General features: G+C 44.5%; 30 protein-coding genes. 19 read left to right on the top strand and 11 right to left on the bottom strand.

Translation table 11 applies throughout. From position 1 onward, the window contains the following. Window positions 1-27 precede the first annotated feature (27 nt). From recN to TQ33_RS00910, 3 genes are read left to right on the top strand one after another with little or no spacing between them, the layout of a single operon-like run. Window positions 28-1,683: a DNA repair protein RecN gene (gene recN / locus TQ33_RS00920; protein ID WP_046560396.1), complete on the top strand. Its 1,656-nt coding sequence runs from the start codon at window positions 28-30 to the stop codon at window positions 1,681-1,683. Window positions 1,684-1,692: 9 nt separating this feature from the next. Continuing rightward, window positions 1,693-2,394 carry a hypothetical protein gene (locus tag TQ33_RS11565; RefSeq protein WP_052735147.1) on the top strand — a complete coding sequence of 234 codons (702 nt, stop codon included), beginning with the start codon at window positions 1,693-1,695 and terminating at the stop codon, window positions 2,392-2,394. Between the two features lie 44 nt (window positions 2,395-2,438). Further along, entirely contained in the window at window positions 2,439-2,654 is a 216-nt protein-coding gene (locus TQ33_RS00910) for an RNA-binding S4 domain-containing protein (RefSeq protein WP_046560395.1), read from the top strand. Window positions 2,655-2,727: 73 nt separating this feature from the next. Here the strand turns inward: TQ33_RS00910 and TQ33_RS00905 are convergent, their stop codons facing one another. Continuing rightward, window positions 2,728-3,498, bottom strand: a complete 771-nt coding sequence (locus TQ33_RS00905; RefSeq protein WP_052735146.1) for a hypothetical protein — start codon at window positions 3,496-3,498, stop codon at window positions 2,728-2,730. Window positions 3,499-3,905: 407 nt separating this feature from the next. Further along, a complete protein-coding gene (gene fur / locus TQ33_RS00900) occupies window positions 3,906-4,307 on the bottom strand; it encodes a ferric iron uptake transcriptional regulator (protein WP_046560394.1) in 402 nt (133 codons plus the stop codon). A gap of 127 nt (window positions 4,308-4,434) precedes the next feature. On the opposite strand from fur, the gene TQ33_RS00895 reads away from it, so the two are divergent. After that, a complete protein-coding gene (locus TQ33_RS00895) occupies window positions 4,435-4,746 on the top strand; it encodes an outer membrane protein assembly factor BamE (RefSeq protein WP_046560393.1) in 312 nt (103 codons plus the stop codon). A gap of 101 nt (window positions 4,747-4,847) precedes the next feature. Here TQ33_RS00895 and TQ33_RS00890 read toward each other — a convergent pair whose 3' ends face one another. Together TQ33_RS00890 and TQ33_RS00885 are read right to left on the bottom strand one after the other, a co-directional pair. After that, complete coding sequence (locus TQ33_RS00890; RefSeq protein WP_046560392.1) at window positions 4,848-5,084, bottom strand: zf-HC2 domain-containing protein; 237 nt, start codon at window positions 5,082-5,084, stop codon at window positions 4,848-4,850. Then, a complete protein-coding gene (locus tag TQ33_RS00885) occupies window positions 5,078-5,692 on the bottom strand; it encodes an RNA polymerase sigma factor (protein WP_046560391.1) in 615 nt (204 codons plus the stop codon). The genes TQ33_RS00890 and TQ33_RS00885 overlap by 7 nt, the downstream gene beginning before the upstream one ends. A gap of 159 nt (window positions 5,693-5,851) precedes the next feature. On the opposite strand from TQ33_RS00885, the gene TQ33_RS00880 reads away from it, so the two are divergent. The 3 genes from TQ33_RS00880 (at window position 5,852) to TQ33_RS00870 (ending at window position 9,352) form a co-directional block, all read left to right on the top strand. Next, window positions 5,852-7,369, top strand: coding sequence for an FMN-binding glutamate synthase family protein (locus tag TQ33_RS00880; RefSeq protein WP_046560390.1), 1,518 nt, complete (start codon window positions 5,852-5,854; stop codon window positions 7,367-7,369). Between the two features lie 48 nt (window positions 7,370-7,417). Then, on the top strand, window positions 7,418-7,996 hold the full coding sequence (locus TQ33_RS00875; RefSeq protein ID WP_046560389.1) for an HvfX family Cu-binding RiPP maturation protein: 579 nt from the start codon (window positions 7,418-7,420) through the stop codon (window positions 7,994-7,996). 162 nt (window positions 7,997-8,158) lie between these two features. Further along, window positions 8,159-9,352 carry an NAD(P)-dependent malic enzyme gene (locus TQ33_RS00870; RefSeq protein ID WP_046560388.1) on the top strand — a complete coding sequence of 398 codons (1,194 nt, stop codon included), beginning with the start codon at window positions 8,159-8,161 and terminating at the stop codon, window positions 9,350-9,352. A 9-nt stretch (window positions 9,353-9,361) separates the two neighbouring features. Here the strand turns inward: TQ33_RS00870 and TQ33_RS00865 are convergent, their stop codons facing one another. Next, window positions 9,362-10,417 (bottom strand): alpha/beta fold hydrolase, encoded by a 1,056-nt coding sequence (locus TQ33_RS00865; RefSeq protein ID WP_218915769.1) that lies wholly within the window; start codon window positions 10,415-10,417, stop codon window positions 9,362-9,364. Between the two features lie 130 nt (window positions 10,418-10,547). Here TQ33_RS00865 and TQ33_RS00860 point away from each other — a divergent pair, with 130 nt between their 5' ends. Further along, window positions 10,548-12,365 (top strand): choice-of-anchor B family protein, encoded by a 1,818-nt coding sequence (locus TQ33_RS00860; protein WP_052735145.1) that lies wholly within the window; start codon window positions 10,548-10,550, stop codon window positions 12,363-12,365. Between the two features lie 69 nt (window positions 12,366-12,434). Beyond that, window positions 12,435-13,271: a hypothetical protein gene (locus tag TQ33_RS00855; protein ID WP_046560386.1), complete on the top strand. Its 837-nt coding sequence runs from the start codon at window positions 12,435-12,437 to the stop codon at window positions 13,269-13,271. 33 nt (window positions 13,272-13,304) lie between these two features. Here TQ33_RS00855 and TQ33_RS00850 read toward each other — a convergent pair whose 3' ends face one another. Next, window positions 13,305-14,177 (bottom strand): DUF4382 domain-containing protein, encoded by an 873-nt coding sequence (locus tag TQ33_RS00850; RefSeq protein ID WP_046560385.1) that lies wholly within the window; start codon window positions 14,175-14,177, stop codon window positions 13,305-13,307. Between the two features lie 268 nt (window positions 14,178-14,445). Here TQ33_RS00850 and rph point away from each other — a divergent pair, with 268 nt between their 5' ends. Continuing rightward, complete coding sequence (gene rph, locus TQ33_RS00845) at window positions 14,446-15,162, top strand: ribonuclease PH (protein WP_046560384.1); 717 nt, start codon at window positions 14,446-14,448, stop codon at window positions 15,160-15,162. Window positions 15,163-15,248: 86 nt separating this feature from the next. Beyond that, window positions 15,249-15,929 carry a hypothetical protein gene (locus TQ33_RS00840; protein WP_046560383.1) on the top strand — a complete coding sequence of 227 codons (681 nt, stop codon included), beginning with the start codon at window positions 15,249-15,251 and terminating at the stop codon, window positions 15,927-15,929. On the opposite strand, the gene TQ33_RS00835 is transcribed toward TQ33_RS00840, so the two are convergent. The 3 genes from TQ33_RS00835 to TQ33_RS00825 are packed head-to-tail and all read right to left on the bottom strand — an operon-like array spanning window position 15,926 to window position 17,658. Next, complete coding sequence (locus tag TQ33_RS00835; RefSeq protein WP_046560382.1) at window positions 15,926-16,408, bottom strand: FKBP-type peptidyl-prolyl cis-trans isomerase; 483 nt, start codon at window positions 16,406-16,408, stop codon at window positions 15,926-15,928. The genes TQ33_RS00840 and TQ33_RS00835 overlap by 4 nt on opposite strands. Before the next feature lie 15 nt (window positions 16,409-16,423). Then, window positions 16,424-16,846, bottom strand: a complete 423-nt coding sequence (locus tag TQ33_RS00830) for an MAPEG family protein (RefSeq protein ID WP_046560381.1) — start codon at window positions 16,844-16,846, stop codon at window positions 16,424-16,426. Window positions 16,847-16,863: 17 nt separating this feature from the next. Beyond that, window positions 16,864-17,658, bottom strand: coding sequence for an SDR family oxidoreductase (locus TQ33_RS00825; protein WP_228640275.1), 795 nt, complete (start codon window positions 17,656-17,658; stop codon window positions 16,864-16,866). Between the two features lie 119 nt (window positions 17,659-17,777). Here TQ33_RS00825 and apaG point away from each other — a divergent pair, with 119 nt between their 5' ends. The 8 genes from apaG (at window position 17,778) to trmH (ending at window position 24,327) form a co-directional block, all read left to right on the top strand. Then, the gene (gene apaG / locus TQ33_RS00820; protein WP_046560379.1) at window positions 17,778-18,155 is read left to right on the top strand and encodes a Co2+/Mg2+ efflux protein ApaG; all 378 of its coding nucleotides are present in this window, start codon (window positions 17,778-17,780) and stop codon (window positions 18,153-18,155) included. 3 nt (window positions 18,156-18,158) lie between these two features. After that, window positions 18,159-18,980, top strand: a complete 822-nt coding sequence (locus TQ33_RS00815) for a symmetrical bis(5'-nucleosyl)-tetraphosphatase (RefSeq protein ID WP_046560378.1) — start codon at window positions 18,159-18,161, stop codon at window positions 18,978-18,980. A 197-nt stretch (window positions 18,981-19,177) separates the two neighbouring features. Further along, on the top strand, window positions 19,178-20,044 hold the full coding sequence (locus tag TQ33_RS00810; RefSeq protein ID WP_046560377.1) for a YicC/YloC family endoribonuclease: 867 nt from the start codon (window positions 19,178-19,180) through the stop codon (window positions 20,042-20,044). Between the two features lie 26 nt (window positions 20,045-20,070). Further along, window positions 20,071-20,715 (top strand): guanylate kinase, encoded by a 645-nt coding sequence (gmk, locus tag TQ33_RS00805; RefSeq protein WP_046560376.1) that lies wholly within the window; start codon window positions 20,071-20,073, stop codon window positions 20,713-20,715. A 118-nt stretch (window positions 20,716-20,833) separates the two neighbouring features. Beyond that, entirely contained in the window at window positions 20,834-21,082 is a 249-nt protein-coding gene (gene rpoZ / locus TQ33_RS00800) for a DNA-directed RNA polymerase subunit omega (RefSeq protein ID WP_046560375.1), read from the top strand. A gap of 34 nt (window positions 21,083-21,116) precedes the next feature. Next, window positions 21,117-23,261, top strand: a complete 2,145-nt coding sequence (gene spoT / locus TQ33_RS00795; RefSeq protein ID WP_046560374.1) for a bifunctional GTP diphosphokinase/guanosine-3',5'-bis pyrophosphate 3'-pyrophosphohydrolase — start codon at window positions 21,117-21,119, stop codon at window positions 23,259-23,261. Then, window positions 23,254-23,637 (top strand): RidA family protein, encoded by a 384-nt coding sequence (locus tag TQ33_RS00790; RefSeq protein ID WP_046560373.1) that lies wholly within the window; start codon window positions 23,254-23,256, stop codon window positions 23,635-23,637. The genes spoT and TQ33_RS00790 overlap by 8 nt, the downstream gene beginning before the upstream one ends. Before the next feature lie 3 nt (window positions 23,638-23,640). Next, a complete protein-coding gene (gene trmH, locus TQ33_RS00785) occupies window positions 23,641-24,327 on the top strand; it encodes a tRNA (guanosine(18)-2'-O)-methyltransferase TrmH (protein ID WP_046560372.1) in 687 nt (228 codons plus the stop codon). Window positions 24,328-24,387: 60 nt separating this feature from the next. Here trmH and TQ33_RS00780 read toward each other — a convergent pair whose 3' ends face one another. Together TQ33_RS00780 and TQ33_RS00775 are read right to left on the bottom strand one after the other, a co-directional pair. Continuing rightward, on the bottom strand, window positions 24,388-25,302 hold the full coding sequence (locus TQ33_RS00780) for a hypothetical protein (RefSeq protein ID WP_046560371.1): 915 nt from the start codon (window positions 25,300-25,302) through the stop codon (window positions 24,388-24,390). A 9-nt stretch (window positions 25,303-25,311) separates the two neighbouring features. Continuing rightward, window positions 25,312-26,277 carry a GlxA family transcriptional regulator gene (locus TQ33_RS00775; protein WP_071841080.1) on the bottom strand — a complete coding sequence of 322 codons (966 nt, stop codon included), beginning with the start codon at window positions 26,275-26,277 and terminating at the stop codon, window positions 25,312-25,314. Between the last annotated feature and the right edge of the window lie 192 nt (window positions 26,278-26,469).

The following is a 26,469-nucleotide window of genomic DNA, read 5'->3' as shown; positions in this document are numbered from 1 at the left end:
CAAATAACAAACACAGATAGCTAACCCATGCTCTCAAGTATTCATATCAAAGACTTTGCCATCATCGAACAGCTTGATTTGGACTTACAATCAGGCATGACCGTGGTTACTGGCGAAACCGGTGCCGGTAAATCGATCATGGTGGATGCCCTATCTTTTGCGCTCGGTGCGCGTGCAGACAGTGCCGTGGTGCGTAACGGTGCCAAGCGTGCTGAAATCAGCGCTGTGTTTGATATTAAAAAGCTTAAACCTGTTCAAGCATGGCTTGATGAGCAAATGCTAGATGACGAGGATGACTGCATTCTTCGTCGCGTGATTAATCACGATGGTCGTTCAAGGGCATTTATCAACGGACAACCGGTTAATTTGACGCAGTTAAGCGAACTTGGCGACTTTTTGGTGGATATTCATGGACAGCATGAACATCAATCACTATTTAAGCCACAAACTCATCTACAGCTTCTTGACCGTTTCGCTGACTTATCAGCAGAAACTCAAGAGCTACGCACTCTTTCTAAACAGATAAGTAGTATTTCAACGAAGTTAACCTCTTTTAAGGAGTCGTTGAAAGACAAAAACGATCGTCGCGACTTACTGACCTTCCAGCTCGAAGAGCTTGAGAAAGCACCGATTGATCGCGCTCATGACATCGAAAACGATCATAAGCGTGCCGCTAACGCCAGCAAATTGCTCGAACAAGGCCAACAAAGCCTGATGGCGCTGAATGAAGACGATGAGAATATTGTCAGTCAGCTGGGTCGAATTATTCACATCATCAACGATATGCAACAGATGGACCAAGGCGTTACTGGTACTCATGACTTGTTACAGTCGGCCTTAGTCGAAATTGAAGAAGCGAGTCACGAACTGCGCGACTATATAGAGCACCTTGATATTGATCCGGCAGAGTTCCAGCAGCTCGACCAAGAGTTAACCTTATTGCACGACCTCGCTCGTAAGCACCAAGTAACCATGGTCGACTTGCCTGAAACCAAACAAGCCATCGAGCAAGAGCTAGAACAACTGTCGGGCGACGAACAAACCTTCGATGACTTAGAGAAAGAGCTCGCCTTACAACAAGACAGTTACCAAAAACTAGCCACAAAAGTTTCTAAAGCACGCGCAAAATCTGCTAAAGATCTCGAAAAGCAAGTTGTTAAGCTGATGAAAGACCTAGGGCTTGGTAACGGTGTATTTGAAGTGGCTTTAAACCCAACGGATACCGATTCTTATAAATCACAAGGTTTAGAAACTGCTGAGTTTATGGTCAGCACCAACCCAGGCCAGCAACCACAACCTCTACGCAAAGTCGCGTCCGGCGGCGAGTTATCTCGCATCAGCTTGGCGCTACAAGTGATTAATGCGCAGACCATTCAGCTCCCTACCCTGATTTTTGACGAAGTTGATGTCGGTATTGGCGGTGGCACCGCAGAAATCGTTGGCAAGCTTTTGGCAGACTTAGGCAAGAAGGCGCAAATCCTCTGCGTCACGCACCAAGCGCAAGTCGCAGCCCAAGGCCATCAGCACTTAATGGTCGCCAAGTCGCAAGACAAGAAAAGCACTCAGACTGAGCTACAAGAACTCAATACAGACCAACGGGTCGAAGAACTCGCGCGCATGATTGGTGGCGTCGAGATCACCGAAACAATCCGAAATCACGCAAGAGAGCTCTTAAAGGAATAGATAACTCTCATGGACTCTTCTGAAAAAATAGCTTTCCAATATTTATCCAAACAAGGCTTTAACCCTATTTATGAACCCGATGGAAACATTACACCAGACTTTTTAATAAAAGAGGCAACAGCTGTCGAGGTTAGGAGACTTAATCAAAACGTCCAATTTAATAGTAAGTCAGAAGGACTAGAAGAGCTATCGATTCCTTTGTGGCATAGTATTGAAGACCTCGCTCAAAGTATAAACTATGCAGGTGAGCAGAGCTGGTTTCTGTTTTACAGTTTTACTAGACCTATAGGTTCATTAAAAAAATTGAAGCACGCCATTAGGAAGTCATTAATTGAATTTGCTAGCAACGAACCGACCCAAAACTCACTCTCTGTATACTCTCAACATAACTTTAGGCTAGATGCTGTAAAAGCTTCAAGTCCACTTGATTCTTTCTTCATTATGGGAGGTTTTACTGATCGCCAAGCTGGAGGTTGGCTCGTATCAGAAATGATTCAAAATATTGATTTTTGCTCTAAAATCAAGAGAGATAAAATTTCTGTCCATAAGAGCAAGTATAAAGAATGGTGGCTTCTCTTAATTGATCAAACAGGCTTTAATCTTCGACGTGATGATATTGCTCAGTTAAGAGTGAATATCCAAAAACCCCAAGGTTGGGATAAAGTCATGATTATTAATCCTATGAGTCTTAAACCTTTACTAGAGCTTTAGCTCAAGTACATATTCAACCTCCTAAATACCACTAAAGGTAAACAATGAACACAATTATTATTAATCAAGAACCCGTCGAGCTATTTAAAATCCTTAAGTTCGAGGGCATCGTTGGTAGCGGTGGCGAGGCCAAAATGGTCATTAGCGAAGGTTTGGTAAAAGTTAATGGCGAGGTGGAAACTCAGAAACGCAAAAAAGTCGTATCGGGTGACACCATCGAATTTATGGATGAGAGTTATAACGTCACTCTTGGAGAGTAACGGAGGAATATAACCTCGAAGTGTCACGGGCTCTCTAAGACCGTACTTCCTTCGAGGTTACCCCTAAAGCTTATTATTTGTCGTGTATTACTGAAAATTCAGGTCTAAATTTCATTATCTGAAAACTCAAGCTTTCCACATGTTCATCAAAGCGACTGAATAACTCTTTAAGCTCGTCCTTACCGATTTCTTTAGCCGCCATTTCTTCAAAACCCGGTTTTGGTGGCTCGAACCCAGCAAAGTTTTCGCTTGGCATAGCTAGCGTTAAATGGACACCATCCATATTGCGCTCATAAGACCAACCCCATGCGCGTTTCCAGCCCATTTTTTTTGCTAAGTCAGAGATTTCTTTGACCACCGGGCCGATGTCCGAGTTTGGCTTGAGTTTGTGGTGGGTTAACCGCAGCAAGTTCGCTTTTGTCCCCTCTGGCCAGTTATTGTTTTCATGATCAACCCAAGAATAAAAATGGCGTGTTTTCTTAACATATTGCCCGGGGCCGTTTGCCCAGTCACTGCCAAGTTCTTCGTGGACTTTCAACTCATTGTATTTTTGATGGTCGCTCCATTTAAAGCAACAATGCCGAATATAGTAGTCTCGGCCAAGCACACCGGTATGTGGCGTGTAGGTAAACCAATGCCTTGGGTCACCATTCTCCTTTCTAAATTTAGCATGCGCGGCTAATGCTGATTCAAAATTCTTTTGAGCGGCTGGATCAATTTTAAAATGCCACATTTCCGCCATTGCCGGTGGCTTTTCATCCGCTGCGGTTGCCGCTTGAGTCGTTAATAAGACAAAAGGTATGACTGCCAGTAGAAGGCATAAAGTATAGAAACGCTTGTTCATAGCTAACTCCTTTTCGTTAACTGAGTAAAAAACTAAAACAAACGCAAGCTGTGGACAGAGATCAAAAAAATCCCCAAGGCCAAAAAGTATACGCCCAACTGTACAAAAATCAATCAGTCAGATTTCTTTACAACTTATTGAGTTATAAGGAATTTGCCTAAACAACCTAGACTGAAGAGTCTAACTTTCGGCTCACGCTCGAAAAAGAGAATGGCCTTATAGTTTGGATTTTGGTGTGAATGCGCGGCTAAAAGGAATACCTTTTGCTGCGAGATGCAGTCCAAAAATCTAGATTTTCTTTTGAGGTCGAGGCAAAAAATGAAGCAAGGCTAGGAGTTTACACGAAGTAAATGACTAGCCTTGAAGAGATTTTTAACGAAGAGATCGAAAGAAAAGATGATTTTAGGTTATTTTTTCTTCTTAACGTAAAGAACCAAACTATGATCCACAATCTCAAAACCATGCTCTTCGGCGATAACGTGCTGAAGACGTTCGATTTCGTCGTTCATGAACTCGATCACTGTACCGTCATCAACGTCGACCATATGATCATGGTGCTCACCATCATCCAGTTCAAACACTGAGTGGCCGCCTTCAAAGTTGTGGCGTGTAATAAGTCCTGCCGTTTCGAATTGGGTCAAAACGCGGTATACCGTCGCTAAACCTACGTCATCACCTGAGTCTAACAACATCTTGTAAACATCTTCTGCACTCAAGTGGCGTTCGTCGGAACTTTCCAGTATTTGCAAAATCTTAACTCTGGGTAGAGTTACTTTAAGACCTGCTTTTTTTAACTGTTGGCTTTCCAAAAATACATCCTCCGATAGATTTGCGCGACAAAATGATTATACTAGGGCGCAGATTGTATATAAAGTGATTTGGAAAGTTAAATAAGAACCTCTAAAATCACTAATAACTCAAGAAATTAGGTAACGCATGAAAAAACTGTTTTGTTTATTACTATTAGCCACACTCGCTACCGCATGTGTCTATACACCGTCGATCCAGCAGGGCAACATTCTACAACAAAAAGAAGTGAATAAAATTGAGCCTGGAATGACTAAGTCACAAATTGCCTTCATTTTAGGCAAGCCAGCATTAAACACCAATTTGGACGATAATACTTGGTATTATTTATACTATTTAAATCCATCAAGTGGCGAATCACGCTCTAAACGTCTTATATTGCATTTTGTTGGCGATAAATTAGAGCGTATGGAAGGTACGATTAAGCCTGAAAAAGAATAACTTTCGCGCTAAATAGCACATCCCGGATCAAAAAGGCTCAACTATCGTGGTTGAGCCTTTTTTATGCCTCATTATATACTCGCTGTAAACGTTGTTTAAGGTTACTGCTTCGAAACGACGTCTTGGTATTCTTGTTTTAGTTCCTCCACCTGCTGCTCACTTGGCTGTTTAAACTGCCCCTTCGACAACATCACAACGGTTTGCTTTAGCTGTTTTACGTAACGTCGACAGTTGACACAAATCATGAGATGCATCTTCATCTCAACTTTACGCCAAAAGCCCAGCTCTTTGTCCAGATAATCCGTCCCTTGGGCTATCGTGTGCTTACAACTTAACATTCTCCAGTCCTCTGAAATCTCGCGACCACCTGCTGCATCTTATCGCGCGCACGGTGTAATAATACTCGGGCATTAGATGCAGTAATCTCTAGGATGTTACAAATTGTGTCCATATCCAATCCGCCAACATCCCTTAAATTAATGATTTGTTGTTGATTATCGGGGAGTTTGACCATGTGTTTCTTGACACAATCCTGAAGTTCATCCGCTGCCAACAAGTCGTCAGGGGAAGAAATATCCCACTCAGGGTTACCGCCAGCCCAATGCCCTTTTTCTGTAAACCGCGTATCCGTCGCCCAGTTTTCATCGACTGCCTCTAGCGAGACTGAGCGCGATTCTTTGCGCAAACGCGTTTTCGCTTCGTTAGCAGTGATACGAATAAGCCAAGATTTCAGTGCCGAACGGCCTTCAAACTTATGAATTGCATTAATCGCTGAAACCCACGCTTCCTGCACCACTTCATCAGCAATGGCAGGTCCTGCAATCGAATAAGCCACAGCAAACATCGACGAGTGATACTCTTTAACAACCTGCTCAAACAACGCAACATCATTGTTTTTTAATCGCTCAACCAACTCATCTTCGGATGGTAATGATTCTTTGGTCACAATCTTCCCCGGCAGTAATATAAGCTTACCTTTGACTTCCCTGCTAACTCTCCATTACTCTGATATTCAGTAAGCGCTTCTAATTAATAGTGTTAATGACTATTTTAGCGTTAATATAACAGAAAAATCTGTATAGAAATGTAAATGAGGTGAGCGTTCATGGAATCGGGGTTTATGGCCTTTGCTAAAACAGTGCTTAACTGGATTGGGCTTTTCTTTGTATTGGGTCTAAGCATTTTGATTGTGATCATCGCAGTCGTCTATATCATTGATAAAACACAAAAAAAGCAGGCTATTCGCCGAAACTTCCCAGTTATTGGTCATTTCCGTTATTGGTTTGAACACTTGGGTGAATTCTTTCGTCAATATTTCTTTGCCATGGATCGTGAAGAGATGCCATTCAATCGTGCCGAGCGAAACTGGGCTTACCGCGCTGCTAAAGATGTCAGCCGAACCTTGGCTTTCGGCTCAACCCGTAACCTCACCTCCACTGGCACTGTGATGTTTTTAAATGACCAGTTTCCTACTCTGGAAAAGAACGCAGTGGAATCTCAGCCAGTATTAATCGGCCCATACTGCCGAACTCCTTACTTAGCCAAAAGCTTCTTCAATATTTCAGGTATGAGTTATGGCTCCTTATCCAAAGTGGCCGTGCAGGCGTTGGCCAAGGGTGCGGCTAAAGCGGGCTGCTGGATCAACACTGGCGAGGGCGGACTGTCCCCACACCATCTATCTGGCGGTGGTGATGTGGTCTTCCAGATTGGTACGGCTAAATATGGCGTGCGTAATGGTGATGGAGGCTTAGACGATGACCGGCTCAAAGAAGTCAGCTCTCACCCACAGGTTAAAATGATTGAGCTTAAATTAGCGCAAGGAGCTAAGCCAGGTAAAGGTGGTATTTTGCCGGGACGTAAAGTCACCGAAGAAATCGCCCAGATCCGCCATATTCCAGCGGGTGAAGACTCAATAAGCCCGAATGGCCACCCCGAGATTGATAACGTCAGCGATTTACTGGATATGATCAATCATATCCGCGACATTAGCGGCAAACCTGTTGGCTTTAAAACCGTGATTGGCACCGATGCTTTTTTGTTTGATTTGTGCGAGGAAATCCACCGCCGTGGGCCTGAGTCAGCACCGGACTTTATCACCATTGATAGTGCTGATGGGGGGTCTGGCGCAGCACCACAACCCTTGTTTGATTATGTTGGTCTCACCATTAAAGAAAGCTTACCTATAGTGCTGAACGTTTTGCAGAAACAGGGGCTTCGTGATCGAATCAAAGTTATTTGCTCTGGCAAGATGATTAACCCCTCAGGGGTTGCTTGGGCGCTGGCGATGGGCGCTGACTTTACTTTGTCTGCCCGTGGCTTTATGTTCGCACTAGGTTGTATTCAAGCATTACAATGCAATAAGAACACCTGCCCTACCGGCGTCACCACCCATGATCCCGATTTGCAAAAAGGATTAGTGGTGCCAGACAAGGCGGAACGTGTGTACCATTACCATAAGAATCTCGTCAAAGCCGTGGGTATGATCGCACATTCTTGCGGCGTCGCCGAACCGCGGGGTCTGAAAAGACATCACGTAAGAGTTGTAACAGAAACAGGGTTATCGACTCCTTTAAATAAGATACACCCTTATCAAGAAAATAGTATTCCGACGAGAAAGCTCTGATGAACTCCTCATAAGAGCAAGCGGAATACCACTACAGCAGGAGTTTTTATGAATACCATCGTCACCAAATACCATCAGTTTCAAGGTTCGGTTTGCCAATACCTTAAACATTTAGATGGTATTCCACCTTTACTATTCCGCATACTATTATTCTTTCCGTTGTATGAAGCCGGCTCACGAAAGTTTGCTAATTTCTCAAGCACCTCAGACTGGTTCGCTAGTTTAGGCATGCCGATGCCGGACGTTATGACCTTTCTAGCAGCAAGCGCTGAAATGATCGGCGGTATTTTTATTCTGATCGGATTTGCCACTCGATGGGCAGCTATACCATTGATGATTACCATGCTGGTAGCCGCTTTTGCGGTCCACTGGGATAACGGTTGGTATGCTATTGCCCAGTCATCAGATCCTGAAGTGAGTAATCGCTTAGACATGGCTCGTAGCATATTAAAAGAGTACGGCAATTATAACTGGTTAACCGCTAAAGGCAGTTACGCCATTTTGCAGAATGGTATTGAATTCGCAGCGACCTACTTTATCATGCTGGCGTCTTTATTCTTTACTGGCGGTGGTCGTTATTTCTCGGTTGATTACTGGCTCGGGAAAGCATTCCCTAAAGGCGAATAATCAAAACCGTGTTTAAAACATCGAATAAGCCAGTGAAAACTGGCTTTTTTTTGAATAAGTCCCGTATAACGGTGCTAATCCGACCACAATTACCGTACAATGAGCGTATCATTAGTGCCCATAAACGTTTCAAAAGTAGCTTTTTAGCTAAATCAAAAAATCATGAGTGAATTTTTCAAGAAATCATTAGATATCCATAAATACTTGCGCGGAAAGTGGGGAATTAAAAGTAAAGTTCCTTTGCAAAATCGAGACGACCTTTCTGTCGCTTACACCCCTGGCGTTGCTGCGGTTTCGAACCATATCGCTAAAGACAAAAATTCCAGTTACCTCTACACCATGAAAGGTAACTCTGTCGCTATCGTTTCCGATGGCTCTGCGGTGTTAGGTCTTGGTGATATTGGCCCAGAGGCGGCACTTCCTGTGATGGAAGGTAAAGCCATCTTATTCAAAGAATTCGCTGATATCGATGGCGTGCCTTTGGTGATCGATGCCGAGTCTGTTGAAGAAATCGTTACCACGGTTAAAACCATCGCTCCAACCTTCGGTGGCATTAACCTTGAAGACATCGCGGCACCTAAGTGCTTTGAAATTGAAGAAGCGTTACAAGACATCGGCATCCCTGTTTTCCACGATGACCAACACGGCACAGCCATCGTATTGCTGGCGGCTTTGATTAACGCCTGTAAAGTGACAGGTAAAAATATCGAAGAGCTTAAAGTTGTGATCAATGGTGCTGGCGCTGCTGGTACGGCGATTGCAAAATTATTGCGTTGCGTGGGTCACGATGAAGCTGCCTGTATCCCGGTAGAAGATGTCTTGGTCTGTGATTCAAAAGGCATTATTTCTCCTGACCGTGATAACTTGAATCATGAGAAGAAGAAAATTTTAGCTTATACCAACCGCCACAATCGCAATGGCGACCTACGTGATGCATTACGCGACGCTGACGTGTTTATTGGCGTATCGAAGGGCAATTTGCTGAATGGCGACGATATCAAGCTGATGAATGACGAACCGATTATCCTTGCCATGGCCAATCCAATTCCTGAGATTATGCCTGACGAAGCAAAAGCTGCTGGTGCGTCAGTGGTTGGTACCGGTCGAAGCGACTTCCCCAATCAGGTGAACAACGTTTTGGCCTTTCCGGGAATTTTCCGTGGTGCATTAGAAGCCCGTGCGACTCGCATTACCGAAGCGATGAAAATTGCAGCAGCTCATGCTCTGGCAAATGCGGTGAACCACATATCTGCCGATCACGTACTGCCCGATCCATTAAACCGTAACGTTGCGCAAAAAGTTGCGGAAGCGGTTCGTGAACAAGCCATTAAGGATAACGTTCAACGTCCACTTTAAGAATTGTCGTTATTGAGAGCAGGCCAGCACCTTGTTGATGGCCTGCTCGATCAACTCTGGTTGCGTCATCATTAATAAATGTTCTCTTGTATCCACAGGCCAGTAAGCCCCGCATGGGCTGTTCTGCGCTAAAGAGAAATACCACTCGATACCCTCTTGTCTCCACTGAGCAATCGAAGCCTTCACTTTTTCATCCTCAAGTTGTTCTAAATAAGCCGCTTCAAAATCCGTATCTAAAATAACTAGTGGCAATGAATCGGTTAAACCTTGTGCCTTTGCCGCTTCCAAATCCTCCTTGTAAACGCTGGCCTCCAAAAACTTGTGGATCTGGTAATCACGCGTCTGACGAATCATCTCAATCGCGCCATAATAATCCCAATCCATATGCGACATGTACTTAAAGGGAATGATGCTTTCTAAATGTTCACGCTCCGCGTTGATTTTCTGCTGGACTCGTTCATCGTATTTGCCCGAGCGAATATACTCTTCAAGACCTTGCCAACCCTTTTTATAGCCTTCCGTTTCCCCAGTGTAATGCTGTAACGAGTGCTGCGTTAACACATCAGGATCGATCAGTATGACTCCGCGAGTACGCGCCACAAGTACATCGTCATCCAACAGCAGGTTTAGTGATAAGTTTGAACTCGCAAAAGCCACAAACAGCAACTCTCGATCTAAATCGACTACCTCATCATTCGACAGTAAACCTTTCAGATCGTCAGCAAACTGCTGGTATGAGGGTTGTTCAATCGGTTGTGACCAGCCTTGGCCTGCGCGATCAATGGCTAAGGTTTGGTAATGTTGCGACAAGATGTTTTGTGCCACTATCCACCAGGCACTATCGCTATGCCAGTTATCCGTCGGGCCCGAAAGCAATATCAGTAATGGTTGCTGTTTATTGGTACCTTGTTGATGGATATGAATGCGGTGATCATTCACCTCCACCAAATGACTCTGCAGCGGAATGGCAGGCAACTCAGCATTAGCCATAACTGCACTCAAAGGGAGCATCAACAGGAATGTTACTAATGTATATCCCAAGCAACGCTTAATAAATCCAACCATTAATCAACCTATTCACAAAGAGTCTTTGTTTACAAAATAATCACTTTCACTGAGTTTTAACAGACTTTTTTCATGGAAAAAGCCAATTTGTTGGTATAGGCTGGAAAATAGACAATTTCTGGAGTAAAGAATGAAGAAAGCATTATCGTTAGGATTATTGGCATTATCCACCACCATGGTTTCCACCGAACCTGCTTCTGCACATAGCGGCGCTCATCCAGTTCGCTATGTTGCTGTTGATGGTGTTGATCAAGGCAACTGCTCGTCACCAAGCGAACCTTGCGCCTCTATCAGCTACGCCGTTAATGAATCAAGCAAAGGCGATAAAATTTATGTGGCCTCTGGTAAGTATTTCGCCGAAGCGATGGATATTTTCTATTTACTCAACGATATGGTAGCTGTCAAAGGTGGCTTTTCGCGTGATAACGGTTATAAGAAACAGGCTCCGGAAAAACACATCACCACCATCGTCGGTTTACCTGCTGAATATCGCGATAAGTTAACCGAAAAAGGCTTCCGCTTACTACAAGATACTAAAGGTAATCAAGAATTCCGAGTAAAACCTGAATACCTCGATATGCTTGATCGGTATCAAAAAGTTAACAGCACCAACAAAAAGCAAATCACCTGCGACAACGGTAGTGCTGACGAATTTCCTTGTTATCAAATTGATCTCGTTTCGCAGTTGTCATTGGCTTCACTCAGCACCAGCCCATCCAGCGCCAGTGATATCTGGGGCTATGTCGATCTCAATAACAATCGAGAATATGCTTTATTAGCCGTCGTGAATGGCACCACGCTGATCGATGTCACCGATGCAGAAAATCCTTCAGAAGTGGGAACGGTCAGCGGCGTTAACAGTACCTGGCGTGATGTTAAGGTTTACCAGTACCTAGATAACGCCAGCGGCAATTACAAAGCCTACGCTTATGTCACTACTGAAGGTCAAGGTGGCTTACAAGTGATTGATCTCAGCGATGCGCCGAATAGTATCAGTTTGGTCAATACCATTGATGTGTTCCAAACCGCACATAATGTGTACTTAGGTAATATTGACTACACTAATGGTACTGCGCTTGATGGTCATGAGCCCTACCTTTATATCGCAGGCTCAAATCTTGGCAATGGCTCTTATCGCGTGTTTGACTTAGTCGATCCTGAAAACCCTGCACTGGTCACAACGCCGAGTTCCACAGGTTATGTTCACGATGCCACCAATATGATTATTGACGACAGTCGCACTAGCCAATGTGCCGCAGGCCATAACCCTTGTGAGCTATTTATCGACTTTAACGAAAATACCGTGGATATTTGGGACACCACCGACAAATCGTCACCATTACGCATCAGCAGCACGCCATACAATGGAGCAAGCTATACTCACTCAGGATGGTACTCCAAGGATAAGAACTATGTGTTCATCCAAGATGAGCTCGATGAACGAAACTTAAACGTTAACACCCGCTTATACGTGATGGATATCAGCGATCTAACCTCGCCGCAAATTGTGGGCCGTTACGAAGGCCAAACTCGTGCGATTGACCACAATGGTTTCACGCTTGGTGACAAATATTACATGTCCAACTACAAGCGAGGCTTAACGGTTCTCGATGTTGCTGACCCGACTCAACCTAAAGAAATCGGCTTTTTCGACACTTACCCTATTCCACAAGCGAATGACCCACAGTTCGATGGTGCTTGGGGAACCTTCCCTTATTTACCCAGCGGAAATATCCTCGTCAGTGACATATCGAATGGCTTATTCGTTCTAAAGGATAACAGTAATATCGGTGACGATGGCCCAGGCTCATCTCAACCCGACACGCCCACGACTCCGCCAGAAGAAGACACGGGCTCAGGTGGCGGCGGAGGTCCGGTTCAGTTACTGACGCTACTCCTTTTAGGTGGTTTATTAGGCCGTCGTCGTATTGCCCGTAAACAACGCTAGCCGTTTCACAGCCCATTGACTCACTATGCCCTAAGCTAAATCCCCCCTTAGGGCACTGAAAGACTACTTATGAAAATTATCAATTTATGGCTCATCATTATCAGTTTAGCAATTGCTAGCCTGCTCGCGGGCAGCAAAGCGCTAGACTATCATGGAGAACAGTATACCGACCAAGCGCTAAAGCGTAGCTTGGTAGCTTTTGCCGTGGCGCGTGGCCTGAATGGTTTAATCTCGGTGGCTCAAGAAGCTGAAATAGCAATGCAACCAGCAGGCGTCGGGTTGACCTTATCGCCCGGTGAAATCCTTGACCCCATTAATGACCTGATCGAGCGCTTTTCGGTCGTCATGCTAGTGACAGCCAGCGCCATTGGAGTGCAAAAACTGTTACTCACCATGGGGGCTTGGTCTTTTTTCAATGTGTTTATTATTGCTTTCTGGATTTTTACCGCAGGTTACTTGCTGCTTAAACACCATAAGAAGAAAACGGCCCATCCGTTGGTATTAAAAATTGCCCTGTTCTTAGTCTTGGTCCGTTTTGCAGCGCCGTTGATGGCGCTCGGTTCAGAAGCTCTGTATCAAGGCTTCCTAGCAGATGATTACCAAGTAGCCAGTGCGGGACTTGAGCAAACTGAAAACCAAATTCGCCAAAACACACCTGAAGAAGAGTTATTGCAAGAAGAGCTGGGGACTTTAGAGAAAACGAAGCGCTGGTTTGCCGATGCCGCCGAACAATTTGACGTAAAGAAACAAATCGCTGCTTATCAAGCAGCTGCTGACCAGGCGAGTCAAAGCGTGATAAAACTCATCACCATTTTTATCGTGCAGAACATTCTTTTCCCGCTACTGTTTATTGTCCTCTTTATTAAACTGGGTAAAAGCCTGATAAACAAAAGGCACCCTATATAGGATGCCTTTGCTGCTAAACATAAACTATATCAATTAAAAGTCTACAGTTACCGTCCCATTCGCTGTTACCGTGACGTTTTGTGTGGTGAAGTTAATGACGTCATCTGTTTCTGGATCATCATTAGCAGCTTCACACGTAAACCCTAATGTGTAATCGCCCGCTAAAACAAAGCCTATTTCATAGACATAGTCACCGTCATTATTCACTTCCACAAGACCTGTTGTGACCGGCTCTGGTTCATTAGCGTCAACATCATCCACTTCGGCATCGGCTCCAGCAAAAAGGTACACCGCACTAGAGTCAGTACAGCCTTCTGCATTAATAAGATTAGGGTCGATCATACCGTTGATATGACCCACTTCAGCATTATCGACGATTCTCAGTGTAGGACGTAAGTAGTAATCTTCAGCGTCATTTTGCGGCTCATGTACCGACTTACGTAAGTCAAAATCAATGGTGAAATCTGTTAAGCCACCCGCAGCGATCACGAAGGGACGGTTTAGTTTTAATCCTGACTGACTGCCACTCGGCACAAATAACGAATAGCGTGCAGAATCAATATCAATATAGGAGTCCGTTACACCGCGTTCAGCATTGACCATTAAGCGCATCCACTGATATTCACCAGCGGTCAAATCAGTTTCTGGTAAGAGCTCTAGCGACTCATCGCCCGTCAGTTCTAGTAGGTCAATTGTTTTTGGTGATGCAAAGTCAAAGGTTTGACGGCCATCAGGACCTTGAATCTCAACTCCCGTGAATTGCACCACGACAGCTTCAGCGCCATCTACTGGGGCATCCGTAACCGCCACAGCCAACTTACCTTTATCAGGATCATCAGATTTACACGCTACTAGACCCAGCGCGACACCGGTTACTAAGGCACTGACCTTTAATACATGTTTCATTGTTAGGCTCCTATCTATAATTCTCTACAAACTGTTACAAAGGCTACCATAAGGTCGCTCACTTATAATTTAGACCGCATCAAAACATGAACTGCTTTTACTTTGAGTCTGCAAATATAGAACTTAATCACTTTTCATTCAGATTTAACATGTCTTTACAATTATCATCCCTATCTTTTACTCACAAATGACGGCTACCATAGGAATGGCTCTATAGTTTCCGTATAATCAACCAAAGATTTGAATTACCATAAAGAGAGGAGTCTTTATGCGCCCTAGTGGACGAAGTACCAACCAATTAAGACCCATCACCATTACCCGAAACTACACCAAGCATGCTGAAGGCTCAGTGTTGATTGAGTTTGGCGAAACCAAAGTATTGTGTAACGCCAGTGTCGTAGAAAGCGTCCCACGATTTTTAAAAGGCAAAGGCCAAGGTTGGCTTACGGCTGAATACGGCATGTTGCCACGTTCAACGCACAGCCGTATGGATCGTGAAGCATCGCGTGGTAAGCAAGGCGGTCGAACCCTCGAAATTCAACGTCTCATCGGCCGTTCACTGCGCGCCGCGGTAGATCTAAAGCAACTCGGCGAGCACACCATTTACCTTGACTGTGATGTGTTACAGGCTGACGGTGGTACGCGAACGGCTTCTATTAGCGGTGCTTGCGTCGCGTTGCATGACGCCTTGTTCAGCATGCGTCAGAAAGGCATGATAAAAACAAACCCTTTGAAGCACATGATTGGTTCAGTGTCGGTTGGAATTTACGAGGGAACGCCTATCTTAGATTTGGACTACCCAGAAGACTCAAGTGCTGAAACCGACATGAACTTGGTCATGGACGAGCACGGCGGTTTTATTGAAATTCAAGGGACTGCAGAAGGTGAAACCTTTAGTGGTGATGAACTGATGCAAATGCTGGAACTCGGTAAGCAGGGTATCCGCGAAATTTTCGATATCCAAAAACAAGCAATCGCTAGTTAGGTTCGGTGTATTACCGCTGGTGTCATCATTATGTCATCAGCGGTAATTATAGTATTCACTATGAATCTTAAGCGCAGGAAGTCAGCATGAAGTTGGTCGTAATTCCAGGGCTCAATGGCAATGACCAGCTATGCCAAGACTTTTTGGCGTCGTTAAACATTGATGTTCTATTTATTCCGCTCCCTGAAAACTGCGCTCAAGACCACCAGACACTCGCGGCAAATATCGCTCCGCAGTTACCCGATGAATCCTTTATACTGCTCGTCGAATCTTATGCTGGCTCAATAGCGCCTTATCTTAATGTCATGCCAGACATACCATTGAAAGGTATTATCTTCTTTGTCAGCCTTTTGGCGACGCCCAGCAAAGCGTTGTTAGAACTTCCTAAGTTAATCCGAGCCGAAACTCTGATGAAACTTCCTTTTGCTGAACAGCAGCTAAAGTCAAAATACCTCAACAATGATGCGACTCCCGAGCAAGTAAAACATGTCAGGAAAGTCGTAGAAAATATTCCGCACTCCATATTGCAAGAGCGCGCCGAAGCATTAAAACACTTAGGGAGCTTTCCCAAACAACCTGAAACGACAGTCGCTTTCGTCGAAGCGACTCACGATAAAGTACTCAATCAGCGTGCTAAAGATAGCATCGCCAAAGTTTATCCTGGCGCTCGGAAGTACTCAATGGAAGGAAGCCACTTCTTGCTTTATACCAAACCTAAACAATCAGCGGCTTTAGTCGACACTATTATAAATAAAATGACTCACTAGTGACCGCAGGCGCCGTCTTTATGCACATGCCCATGAGCAACCTCTTCCTCAGTGGCGGAGCGAACCGATAGCACTTTCACTTCGACTTTAACGGCTTTACCCGCCAAAGGATGATTGGCATCAATAATGACCACATCGTCACGCACTTCACGAACCATGACGGCATGAACGCCATCGCTGCTTTCCGCCGCTAAACGCATCCCCTCGTTCAGGTTTTCAACATCAGCAAACGCTTCACGCGGCACCTCAGTCTTTAGATCATCTTCATAAGGACCATAAGCTTCTTCAGGCCCTAACTCAACTTTGACCTTCTGTCCGATGGCGGCTCCAGTTAACTTAGCCTCTAGACCAGGCATCACTTCGCCATGCCCATGCAAATACAGCCATGGGCCGCCTTCTTTTGAGCTTTCCCAGACATTACCCTCTAAATCCATGAGCTTATAATCCAATTCAACAACACTATTTTTTTCGATCTTCATGAAACTCTTTCTCTACTAAAATAAAACGATATCAAGTATTAATACGACCCATAACGCTAACAACACAAAATAACTCGAAATAAAGGCCTTAAACCGATGAAAGACATTATTATACGAACAATGAATATACGCATGCGCTATTCTGCAAATTACGTATAACCAGGCCAACCCCAACAGCCAATACGATGATGTACTTGTCATCATTGAAATAAGCACTGCCAAGTAAAACAACACCGGCATCTCAAACAGGTTTTTGAAATGATCGGCAGCTCGCTCATCCTCCATATGCTCACTCATTCCCTTACGGGTCGCGGTCTTTTGAGGATGTAATCGTTGAGTGCGATAAAAACGAAAGCGCCTTCTGGCCATGACCACAGCCACGGCGAAGGTCAGTAAAACCATCACAAATACAGGAATTAGAATAGGTTGGAACGACATCAGTCTTCTCCTTATGATTACCCTTGGATTTTATCAATCGCCAATGCAGCCCATGCTTGTGACGTTGGCATTAACTCTATTGAGTTGATATTAACATGCTGTGGTTGCTCTGCAGCCCAGATTACCGCCTCGGCGATATCTCCAGCAGTTAATGGATCGGTGCCCTTATAAACATCGTCAGCTTTCCCCTGATCGCCATTAAAACGCACTAATGAAAATTCAGTTTCAGCTAAACCCGGCTCAATATTGGTCACGCGAATTTGCGTCCCAAGCAGGTCGGCTCTTAAGTTGCGTGTAAACTGTTTGACGAAAGCTTTGGTCGCGCCGTAAGCATTTCCGCCTGGGTAAGCATAATTGCCAGCGATAGAGCCGATATTGATAATATGGCCATGACGTCGTTCAACCATACCCGGTAGAATTTTTCGGGTCATCAAATACAAACCTTTAATATTGGTATCAACCATACGATGCCAATCATCCAGATTTGCCTCATGAGCAGGCTCAAGTCCTAAGGCTAAACCCGCATTATTCACCAGCACATCCACTTCAGCGAACTCTTCTGGCAATGAGCCCAGCATCTCTTCTATTTGCGTTTCAGAGGTCACATCCAGCGGCATAACAAAAACGGTATCGGCACCAAACTCATCATCAAGCTCCTGCTTTAATGACTCCAGTCGCTCTTTGCGACGAGCCGCGACAATCACTCGATGGCCTTTTTCCGCAAAGCGTCTGGCGGTTGCAAGACCAAAACCAGAGCTCGCCCCTGTAACCATTACCGTTTTAACTTTTTTGGACATGCTTGTTGTTGTCATGAGAAAAATCACCGTTATTTTCAAAAAAGTAGCTAAATAGTACCATAGGCTTGCGCCTAGCACAGTTACATTAGAGAATGGCCTTAAAATCGTAAGACTTAGGTTAATTCTTTACACAGATGTCTCAGCAATATCAATTTCAAATTAGCGTTAATACTCAATACATCGAAGAACAGTCAGAGCCTGACAACGAACGTTTTGTGTTCGCCTACACCATCACCATCGAAAACACGGGTGACTTAGGTGCTAAACTCGACTCGCGTCATTGGGTTATCACTGACGCCAACGGCGAAGTAACTGAAGTCCAAGGCCAAGGGGTTATTGGAGAACAGCCGTATATCGAGCCAGGTAAAAGCTACCAGTATTCCAGTGGCGCTGTCATCGCCACACCAATTGGCACCATGGAAGGCGATTATAAAATGATTGGTCAAAACGGTGCCGAATTTAAAGCGCCAATTCCAGTATTCAGCCTCGCTACTCCAGGCATACTGCATTAGTCGATGGCTACCTACGCGATTGGCGATATTCAGGGGTGTTATGATGAGTTTCGTCTGCTGCTAAAGACCATAGCATTTAACCCATCCCAAGATCGTCTATGGCTGGCAGGCGATTTAATCAGTCGCGGGCCAAAATCATTGGAGGTGCTCAATTATATCTATGAGCACCAGGATCACTTTGATATTGTCCTTGGTAATCACGACTTACACCTGCTAGCAGTTTATTACACTGGCGCCAAATTGCCGAAGAACGACGATCTTAACCGCATTTTAGTCGCCGATAACGTCAAACCTTTAATGAAGTTTCTTCGTCATCAATCGATTGCCGTGTATGACAAACACCTGGACTTCCTGATGACCCACGCCGGCGTTCCTCCCGGCTGGGATCTTAATCAGACTCTTGCTTGCGCCTATGAGCTGGAGCAGGTTCTTGCCGACAAAGATTCTGCCATCGACTTTTTCCAACACATGTATGGAAATAAACCCAACCACTGGCAAAAGAACTTAACAGGTATCGATCGCCTTCGATTTATCACTAACGCCTTCACACGGATGAGATTTTGTCATCAAGACGGTAGTCTCGATTTTAAAAGTAAATCGACGCCTGGCAAACAAACCAAAGGCTTAAGCCCTTGGTATGAACTCAGCGATATCGCACATGAAACTCAGGTCGTGTTTGGTCACTGGGCCGCTCTCGAAGGTCAAGCCAAAGCAAAAAATATCTACGCCATTGATACCGGGTGCGTCTGGGGCAATCGACTCACCGCTTTACGTCTTGAAGATCACAAGCGCTTTCATGTTAAAGCCCTAAGAAAATGGTCCTAAGCAGCTTTTTTTGCCGAGCCATGCTGCGAATCAACAATCTTTGATTAAACTATCGCCAATCTCCACAAATATCGGTACAATTGTAGGCTTTCTGTGTCGATTTTCAGCTTCTGGGCAATCTTTTGGTTTAGCTCTTAGCGCAGCCCTTATAAATCAAGGCATTTATAGTAAATGCTCGGATCGGAGATTAATCTCGTATGTTAAAAAGCATGACCGCCTTTGCTCGTCAGCAGTTTGCTGCCGAATGGGGCAACGTAACTTGGGAAATAAAGTCGGTAAATCAACGCTTTCTGGAGCCTAACTTCAGAATGCCTGAGTCTTTCCGTCACCTTGAGTTCGAATTGCGAAACGTCCTCCGTAAACGTCTAAACCGCGGTAAACTTGATTGCACTTTGCGCATCGAGATGAACCCAAAACACGCGGGCCGCATGAAGCTTGATCAAGAAATGGCACAGCAGCTATTAACAGCGCATGAAGAATTACAAGTCTTGGCGCAAGACAACCAATCAGCAGATCTTGTTCAGCTGATGCGTTGGCCGGGTCTTTTACAACAAGAAGAAGCGGATACCGACACCATGGAAAAGGACGTCAAACAAGCCTTTTCTCAAGCAGTAGAGCAACTTATTGAAGTTCGCCAACGTGAAGGCGAAGCGTTATCAGAGATTATTGAACAGCGACTCAAAGGTATTTCGTCAGAAGTGGCTAAAGTTGGCGAGCAAATGCCAGCGGTCATAAAGTGGCAACGCGAACGCGTTACCAATCGTTTTGAGGAAGCTAAGGTTGAGTTAGATAAAGACCGTCTGGAACAAGAGATGGTGTTTTTGGCTCAAAAGCTCGACGTTGCCGAAGAGCTGGATCGACTTAATACGCACGTCACCGAGTGCCTACGCCTGCTGAAAGACAAAGGCCCAGTTGGCCGTCGTTTAGATTTTTTGATGCAAGAATTTAATCGCGAAGCGAATACGCTTGGTTCCAAATCAATAAACGCTGACATCACTAATAGCTCAGTTGAGATTAAGGTGTTAATTGAGCAGATGCGCGAACAAGTGCAAAATATTGAATAATTAAAATACAGCCCAAAGTTATTGTTATGACGCGACCTCAAAACACGGCAGACAACACAGCAAAAGGTACTTTGTATGTGGTTTCGGCTCCTTCGGGAGCGGGTAAAACAAGCTTATTAAAAGCCGTTTTGGCTCGTATGCCAGAACTTAAGCTTTCTATTTCGCATACCACGCGCCCACAGCGCCCTGGCGAAACCGATGGCCAAGATTACCACTTTGTGAGCGTCGAAGACTTCGAGCAAATGCTGGAGCAAGAAAGTTTCCTAGAGCATGCCGAAGTGTTTGGTAACTATTATGGTACCAGTCGCGTGTGGCTAGAGAGCCAACTTAAGCTTGGGCATGATGTTGTTTTAGAGATCGACTGGCAAGGCGCACGTCAAGTTCGTAGTTTGATGCCTGAGTGTCGCAGCATTTTTATCCTTCCTCCTTCGCAGGAAGAGCTGCATAACCGTTTAACGGGGCGCGGCCAAGATAGCGAAGAAGTGATTCAATCTCGCATGGCGGCAGCCCACCGAGAGATTAAACATTATGACGAATACGATTATTTGGTCATTAATGATGATTTTGAATCAGCTTGCACAGAGCTTTCGGCGATTTTCACTGCACGAAGACTGCGCCTGGAAAGTCAGCAAGTTCGTCAGCAGTCTCTGCTGAGTGAGCTACTAAGTTAATTTACACAGTTTACGGAATTAGACGTTGTTGTCTGTCCACTTTTTTGGATACACTATTTCCAATAGTGTTGTAGAAGGTTGTTAATGCGGATTCTCCGCAAGGTAGTAGAGGTAAGTTATGGCACGAGTAACAGTACAAGACGCGGTTGAAGTTGTTGGTAACCGTTTTGATTTAATTATGTTAGCAGCAAAGCGAGCACGCCAGATTGCTGACGGAACTCACGACCCTAAAGTTGAGTGGGATAATGACAAACCAACAGTGGTAGCGTTACGTGAAATCGAAGAAGGTTTGACGACAGCTGAGACGGTAGCTGCTGACGAGCGCGCAGCGGAACAAGAGCAGGAATCACGTCCGGTATTGTTCTAGTCCCTATTCAACCAGCATCGAATCACTGATACGCATGGCCTATTTTGCAGATCTTAAAAATGTTCTTGAAGATTATCTAGAACCTCAACAGGTCTCAGATGCGGAGCGTGCGTATCAAGTTGCTGAGTGCGCCCATGACGGGCAAATGCGCTCTAGTGGCGATCCTTATATTACCCATCCTGTAGCCGCTGCCAATATTCTGGCTGAACTAAGGCTTGATCATCAAACCATCATGGCTGCGTTAATGCATGATGTGATTGAGGATTGTGACGTTACCAAACAGGATCTTTCCGAGCAATTTGGTGAGACCGTTGCCGACTTAGTAGAAGGCGTCAGCAAGCTAACTCAGATCGACTTCCAGTCGAAAGAGGAAGCCCAAGCTGAAAACTTCCGCAAGATGATGATGGCAATGACGCAAGATATCCGCGTTATCCTGATCAAACTGGCAGATCGCCTGCACAACATGCAGACTCTTGGTGCGCTTCGTCCCGATAAACGTCGCCGCATTGCTCGAGAAACCCTCGAGATTTATGCGCCAATCGCCAATCGCCTTGGTATTCACCGAATTAAAGAACAGTTGGAACTGCTTGGTTTCGCCAACATGTATCCAATGCGATATCGCGTATTACAGCAATCTGTCAAAAAAGTTCGAGGACATCGAAAAGAAGTCGTTGAACGCATCACCAAGCAGTTACGCGATCGATTAAAGGATACCGGTTTAAAGTGTCAGGTTATTGGTCGCGAAAAAAGTCTTTACAGCATTTATAAAAAGATGCGCGATAAAGTCGGCACTTTTAACGAAGTGATGGATATTTATGCTTTTCGTGTCATTACCGATAGTGAAGATTCCAGTTACCGTGTGTTAGGTCAAATTCATAATCTTTTTAAACCCATACCCGGGCGTTTCAAAGATTATATCGCCATTCCGAAAACCAACGGCTATCAATCGCTTCACACAGTGCTGAGAAGTAAGTCTGGTTTACACGTCGAAGTACAAATTCGTACCGAACTGATGGACCAGATGGCAGAGCATGGCGTTGCTGCGCATTGGTTATACAAAACTGGAACCTCCCACCACCCCGCTGAGACTAAAGCACGTGAGTGGTTGCAAAGCCTGATTGAGATGCAGCAGAACGTTGGTGACTCCATTGAGTTTATTGAAAACGTTAAGATCGATCTGTATCCGGATGAAGTTTACCTGTTCACTCCCAAAGGCAAAATTATTGAGTTACCAAAAGGTGCTACGCCGGTAGATTTTGCTTACGCGATCCACACTGACGTCGGTAACACCTGTATCGCCTGTAAGATTGATAAGCAATTTTCGCCCTTGAGCACACCTCTGGTTAATGGCCGAACGGTTGAAATTATCACTGCGCCAGGCTCTCGTCCCAACCCAGCATGGCTTAGTTATGCTGTTACGGGCAAGGCTCGCACCAACATCCGTAATTTTGTGAAGAATATGCGTCATGATGAAGCGGTTCATCTTGGGCGTCGACTACTAGAGCAATCTCTTAAAAAGTCTTTGGATGAATTTTCTGACGATAAACTGATGCAAATTACTGAGGTCACCCGTTATCAAAACTTTGATGACCTCTTAGCAGGTATTGGATTGGGTAAAATTGCCAGCGCTTTAGTTGCGCACCGTTTGAGTAGTGATGCAGAAAAACTTGAAACCGTCAGTGAAAAGACAGAAGTTGATGAAGACCGTCCGCCTCTCGCGATTAAGGGTACTGAAGGTCTTGTGATTAAATATGCACGTTGTTGTCGACCGATTCCTGGCGACCCGATCATGGCCTATGTTAGCCCAGGTCGCGGTTTTAATATCCACCGCGAAAACTGCCCCAATATCCAACGTGCACACAAGCAAAATGATCACTATGTTCCAGTCGAATGGTCGCCTGACTTAGAAGGTGATTTTGATACTGAGTTACGACTGGAAGTTTTTAACCAGCGTGGCGTTCTAGCCCAAATCACGAACATTATTGCCAATCATGAAGGCAACATTATCAACGTCGACATTAATGAGCTGGATGGTGACGTCAACATCATTACTTTCCAAGTAGGTGTACAAAGTCGTGTTCACCTAGCGTCAATTATTAAAAAGTTACGAGTGATACCTTTCGTTAATAAAGTGTATCGCTACCCCGATATTCAATCGAAAGGACATAAGCGTGGCTAAAGAAGTTATCAATACAGAAAAAGCACCTGCCGCTATCGGTACTTATTCTCAAGCGGTAAAAGCAGGAAATACGGTCTATTTATCTGGTCAAATTCCGTTGGTCCCAGAGACTATGGAGTTAGTTGAGAATTTTGACCAACAAGTCCACCAAGTTTTCAAAAACCTGAGTGCCGTATGCGAAGCTTCGGGTGGTACTTTAGACCAGATTTCTAAGTTAAATATTTTTATGCTCGATCTCGCTCACTTCGCCACAGTGAATGATATTATGTCGCAATACTTTACCGAACCATACCCAGCTAGAGCGGCTATTGGTGTTAAAGAATTACCTAAAGGCGCTCAGATCGAGATGGACGCTATCATGACGCTTGAGGACTAACCATTGCAGCACCCTAGTCCAACGCGCTATGACAAAATCATAGCGCTACTGTCCAACCGTCAGCCAGACCTGACGGTTTTCATGGATGAAGTTCATAAACCTCATAACCTTGCAGCGATTGTTCGCACCTCTGATGCCATTGGCATCGGTCACGTTCATGCAGTGTTTCCGCCAGACGTTAAATTTTCAGGCCATCACACTGCAAGCGGTAGCAAACGCTGGGTAACGACACATAAGCATCCCGATCTTAAAACGGGTATTACGGAAGTTAAGAAACAAGGGATGCAAGTATTAGCCGCTCACTTTTCTGACAAAGCCGTTGATTTCCGTAGCATTGACTACACCAAGCCAACCTGTATTTTAGTTGGCTCAGAACTCGTCGGCGTTTCTGATGAAGCTGCCGATCTCGCTGATGAGCACGTGATTATCCCTATGGTTGGTATGGTTCAGTCATTAAACGTCTCCGTTGCTACAGCTCTTATACTGTATGAAGCACAGCGCCAACGCGCTGAAGCCAATATGTATGGAGAGTTAAAAGTCCCACAAGAGGAAGTGGACTATATTTTGTTCAACGCGCTCCACCCGACCATTAAGCAGTATTGTGATAAGCACAAGATTCGCTATCCAAAGCTTGATGATCGTGGCAATATCGATGATGCTGAATGGAACGAGTTACGGCAACAGATTTAACTTAACACTGACAAGCTTTTAACGCTTCACCTGTCAGTCAATAGAACCATATCACCTAGCTTATTCGTATAAGAATATCGCCGCAGCTTGGCTCATCGCACGGTAATTGTGACCAACATCCGGAACAACATTCATCGACCAATTCAATGGGATTTTTCGTTTATTTGCCAACCATTGAGCTTTTTTATAAAAGTACTTACCTCTAGATAATCGATGAGTTCCCTGCTTATCGATTACTGCATTTCGAACCAAGTGTCCTCTTGTCTCATCTTGGTTGTCTTGCTCTCCTAAAAAAATAGTTAACTTATTACTAAAACTCCGTTTAAGACTTTTATTGTCTAATGGTGCGCCCTTCAAACCATAAGGGAATTGCTCCTTATAATCTGCAACTGTGTACCAGCCAGAATTACTTGCCAGTATTCTATTTGCCTTATTCTCAGGATTAAATAGCGCATACCGATGTAATATTTGCCCACCAGCCGAGTGTCCAAACATGTCATAACCTTTGGCATTCATAGATAATCCATCAATAACCGTATTAAATATTCTATCGAAGTCTGAATATATCCACTTCTCCGATTCACTCACCACATCAAAAGATTTAATCGCCGTGCGTTCTTTATTGATGACTACATTTTTTATCATCCCAGCCAAATTATAACTCCAAAAATTTGGGTAACTCTTTTCCGAATAACTGGGTGAAAGTATTAAAACATCATACTTTTCTGACGCGGCCTTCCACGCATCACGATAGCTCCAGCCATTCCTACCTGCACCCGGCACTACAAATAACACCTTTGTATCTGCACTAAATGATGCCGGCTTATGATAATAAACTGTTATTATCTTTCCCGGATACTCCTTACCGCCTTGTATCTCAAAGTTGCCACTGCCACTTTCTATTGGCAAGCATTCACCATATACAGGTATCAAGCATGTCATTGTAAAAAGCATCATCATCTTTAAAAAATTCATATAACTCTCTTAATGGTTTTCGTTTGAAGAAAAAATTTGTCTGTATTTAAGTGGCGATATGGAATACCTTCTCTGAAAAGCTCTTTTAAAGCCATCATGAGAGCGATACCCTACTGAGAACGCAATAGCTTTTATAGCTTGTTGCGAACTAGCGAGTAAGGTGCTGGCCACTTCCATGCGTAACTCTTCAAGGTAATGAGCTGGAGAGACCCCAACCTCTTTTAAGAACACTCGGTATAATTGTCGCTCACTCATGTTTGCTTGGTCAGCAATCATTGTCACAGTAATTGTTTTTTCGAGGTTCTCTTTTAGCCACTCGATTAACGTTAATAACCGCTCATCTTTGGGTGTTTGCAAGCTTAATAGCTCAGAAAACTGCTGCTGCGAGCCCATTCTCTTTAAATACACCACCATATGCTTCGCAACGTGCATCGCAGCCATATTACCGAGGTCTAACTCAATTAGCCTTAGCGTCAAATCGATGCATGAAGTTACTCCTGCTGAAGACCAGTATTTTCCATCTTGGATGTACAAACTGTCCCCATCCACGACTAGCTTTGGAAATTGTTTTTTGAGGTCTTTCACAAAAGCCCAATGGGTCGCCATTTTTGTTCCTTCTGGCAGACCAGTCTTAGCTAATAGAAATGCTCCTGTGCAGATGCTAACAATCCTTTCACTCCTAACTATGAGTTTCTTTAATTTTTGTAACGCTACCTCGGGAAAGGCGTTAGTTCTAGCACCCTTTCCACCAGGAATCACCAACGTATGGCATTCATCGAGCGAATCTAACCCACAGTCAGGCACAATTTGTGTACCAGCCTCGCTAACCACTGGCCTATCGCTAAACCCCACCACGGTTAAACGATAGCTATCATTCACAAACTGATTGCCTTCAAAAAAAGCTGTCTGTGAACCGACCATGTCCAGTAGCTCCATACCTTCATATACCAAAAAGGCAATTTTCTTTTGTTTCATTTCTTGCTCATTACGTAAGCCCTAATGAATTGTATTATAAACACCTAAGGCATAAATGACATTGAGGCAACCATTTCTGCCAAACGTCAAAATATATACTTTGTTTCAATTCAAACCTTCTGCATTTAATACCTGACTGCTAAATGTATTGTTTATTCAACTTAAACATCGCTATACTGCCTAAAAAACACA

Source organism: Kangiella geojedonensis, from assembly GCF_000981765.1.
Lineage (GTDB): Bacteria > Pseudomonadota > Gammaproteobacteria > Enterobacterales > Kangiellaceae > Kangiella > Kangiella geojedonensis.
Note: the sequence above shows the minus strand (reverse complement) of the source record. Positions and strands in the feature narration are given on the sequence as shown.

Excerpts from the sequence above, each read along its gene's own strand:
- TQ33_RS00775 (WP_071841080.1), bottom strand. The coding sequence starts at position 26,277 with ATGAAACAAAAGAAAATTGCCTTTTTGGTATATGAAGGTATGGAGCTA.
- TQ33_RS00905 (WP_052735146.1), bottom strand. The coding sequence starts at position 3,498 with ATGAACAAGCGTTTCTATACTTTATGCCTTCTACTGGCAGTCATACCT.
- spoT (WP_046560374.1), top strand. The coding sequence starts at position 21,117 with ATGGCCTATTTTGCAGATCTTAAAAATGTTCTTGAAGATTATCTAGAA.
- TQ33_RS00840 (WP_046560383.1), top strand. The coding sequence starts at position 15,249 with ATGAAGTTGGTCGTAATTCCAGGGCTCAATGGCAATGACCAGCTATGC.
- TQ33_RS00825 (WP_228640275.1), bottom strand. The coding sequence starts at position 17,658 with ATGACAACAACAAGCATGTCCAAAAAAGTTAAAACGGTAATGGTTACA.
- rph (WP_046560384.1), top strand. The coding sequence starts at position 14,446 with ATGCGCCCTAGTGGACGAAGTACCAACCAATTAAGACCCATCACCATT.
- recN (WP_046560396.1), top strand. The coding sequence starts at position 28 with ATGCTCTCAAGTATTCATATCAAAGACTTTGCCATCATCGAACAGCTT.
- TQ33_RS00910 (WP_046560395.1), top strand. The coding sequence starts at position 2,439 with ATGAACACAATTATTATTAATCAAGAACCCGTCGAGCTATTTAAAATC.
- TQ33_RS00855 (WP_046560386.1), top strand. The coding sequence starts at position 12,435 with ATGAAAATTATCAATTTATGGCTCATCATTATCAGTTTAGCAATTGCT.
- TQ33_RS00835 (WP_046560382.1), bottom strand. The coding sequence starts at position 16,408 with ATGAAGATCGAAAAAAATAGTGTTGTTGAATTGGATTATAAGCTCATG.
- TQ33_RS00815 (WP_046560378.1), top strand. The coding sequence starts at position 18,159 with ATGGCTACCTACGCGATTGGCGATATTCAGGGGTGTTATGATGAGTTT.
- TQ33_RS11565 (WP_052735147.1), top strand. The coding sequence starts at position 1,693 with ATGGACTCTTCTGAAAAAATAGCTTTCCAATATTTATCCAAACAAGGC.
- TQ33_RS00810 (WP_046560377.1), top strand. The coding sequence starts at position 19,178 with ATGTTAAAAAGCATGACCGCCTTTGCTCGTCAGCAGTTTGCTGCCGAA.
- gmk (WP_046560376.1), top strand. The coding sequence starts at position 20,071 with ATGACGCGACCTCAAAACACGGCAGACAACACAGCAAAAGGTACTTTG.
- TQ33_RS00890 (WP_046560392.1), bottom strand. The coding sequence starts at position 5,084 with ATGTTAAGTTGTAAGCACACGATAGCCCAAGGGACGGATTATCTGGAC.
- TQ33_RS00870 (WP_046560388.1), top strand. The coding sequence starts at position 8,159 with ATGAGTGAATTTTTCAAGAAATCATTAGATATCCATAAATACTTGCGC.
- TQ33_RS00865 (WP_218915769.1), bottom strand. The coding sequence starts at position 10,417 with ATGGTTGGATTTATTAAGCGTTGCTTGGGATATACATTAGTAACATTC.
- TQ33_RS00830 (WP_046560381.1), bottom strand. The coding sequence starts at position 16,846 with ATGTCGTTCCAACCTATTCTAATTCCTGTATTTGTGATGGTTTTACTG.
- TQ33_RS00780 (WP_046560371.1), bottom strand. The coding sequence starts at position 25,302 with ATGAATTTTTTAAAGATGATGATGCTTTTTACAATGACATGCTTGATA.
- apaG (WP_046560379.1), top strand. The coding sequence starts at position 17,778 with ATGTCTCAGCAATATCAATTTCAAATTAGCGTTAATACTCAATACATC.
- rpoZ (WP_046560375.1), top strand. The coding sequence starts at position 20,834 with ATGGCACGAGTAACAGTACAAGACGCGGTTGAAGTTGTTGGTAACCGT.
- TQ33_RS00850 (WP_046560385.1), bottom strand. The coding sequence starts at position 14,177 with ATGAAACATGTATTAAAGGTCAGTGCCTTAGTAACCGGTGTCGCGCTG.
- TQ33_RS00875 (WP_046560389.1), top strand. The coding sequence starts at position 7,418 with ATGAATACCATCGTCACCAAATACCATCAGTTTCAAGGTTCGGTTTGC.
- TQ33_RS00895 (WP_046560393.1), top strand. The coding sequence starts at position 4,435 with ATGAAAAAACTGTTTTGTTTATTACTATTAGCCACACTCGCTACCGCA.
- TQ33_RS00880 (WP_046560390.1), top strand. The coding sequence starts at position 5,852 with ATGGAATCGGGGTTTATGGCCTTTGCTAAAACAGTGCTTAACTGGATT.
- TQ33_RS00860 (WP_052735145.1), top strand. The coding sequence starts at position 10,548 with ATGAAGAAAGCATTATCGTTAGGATTATTGGCATTATCCACCACCATG.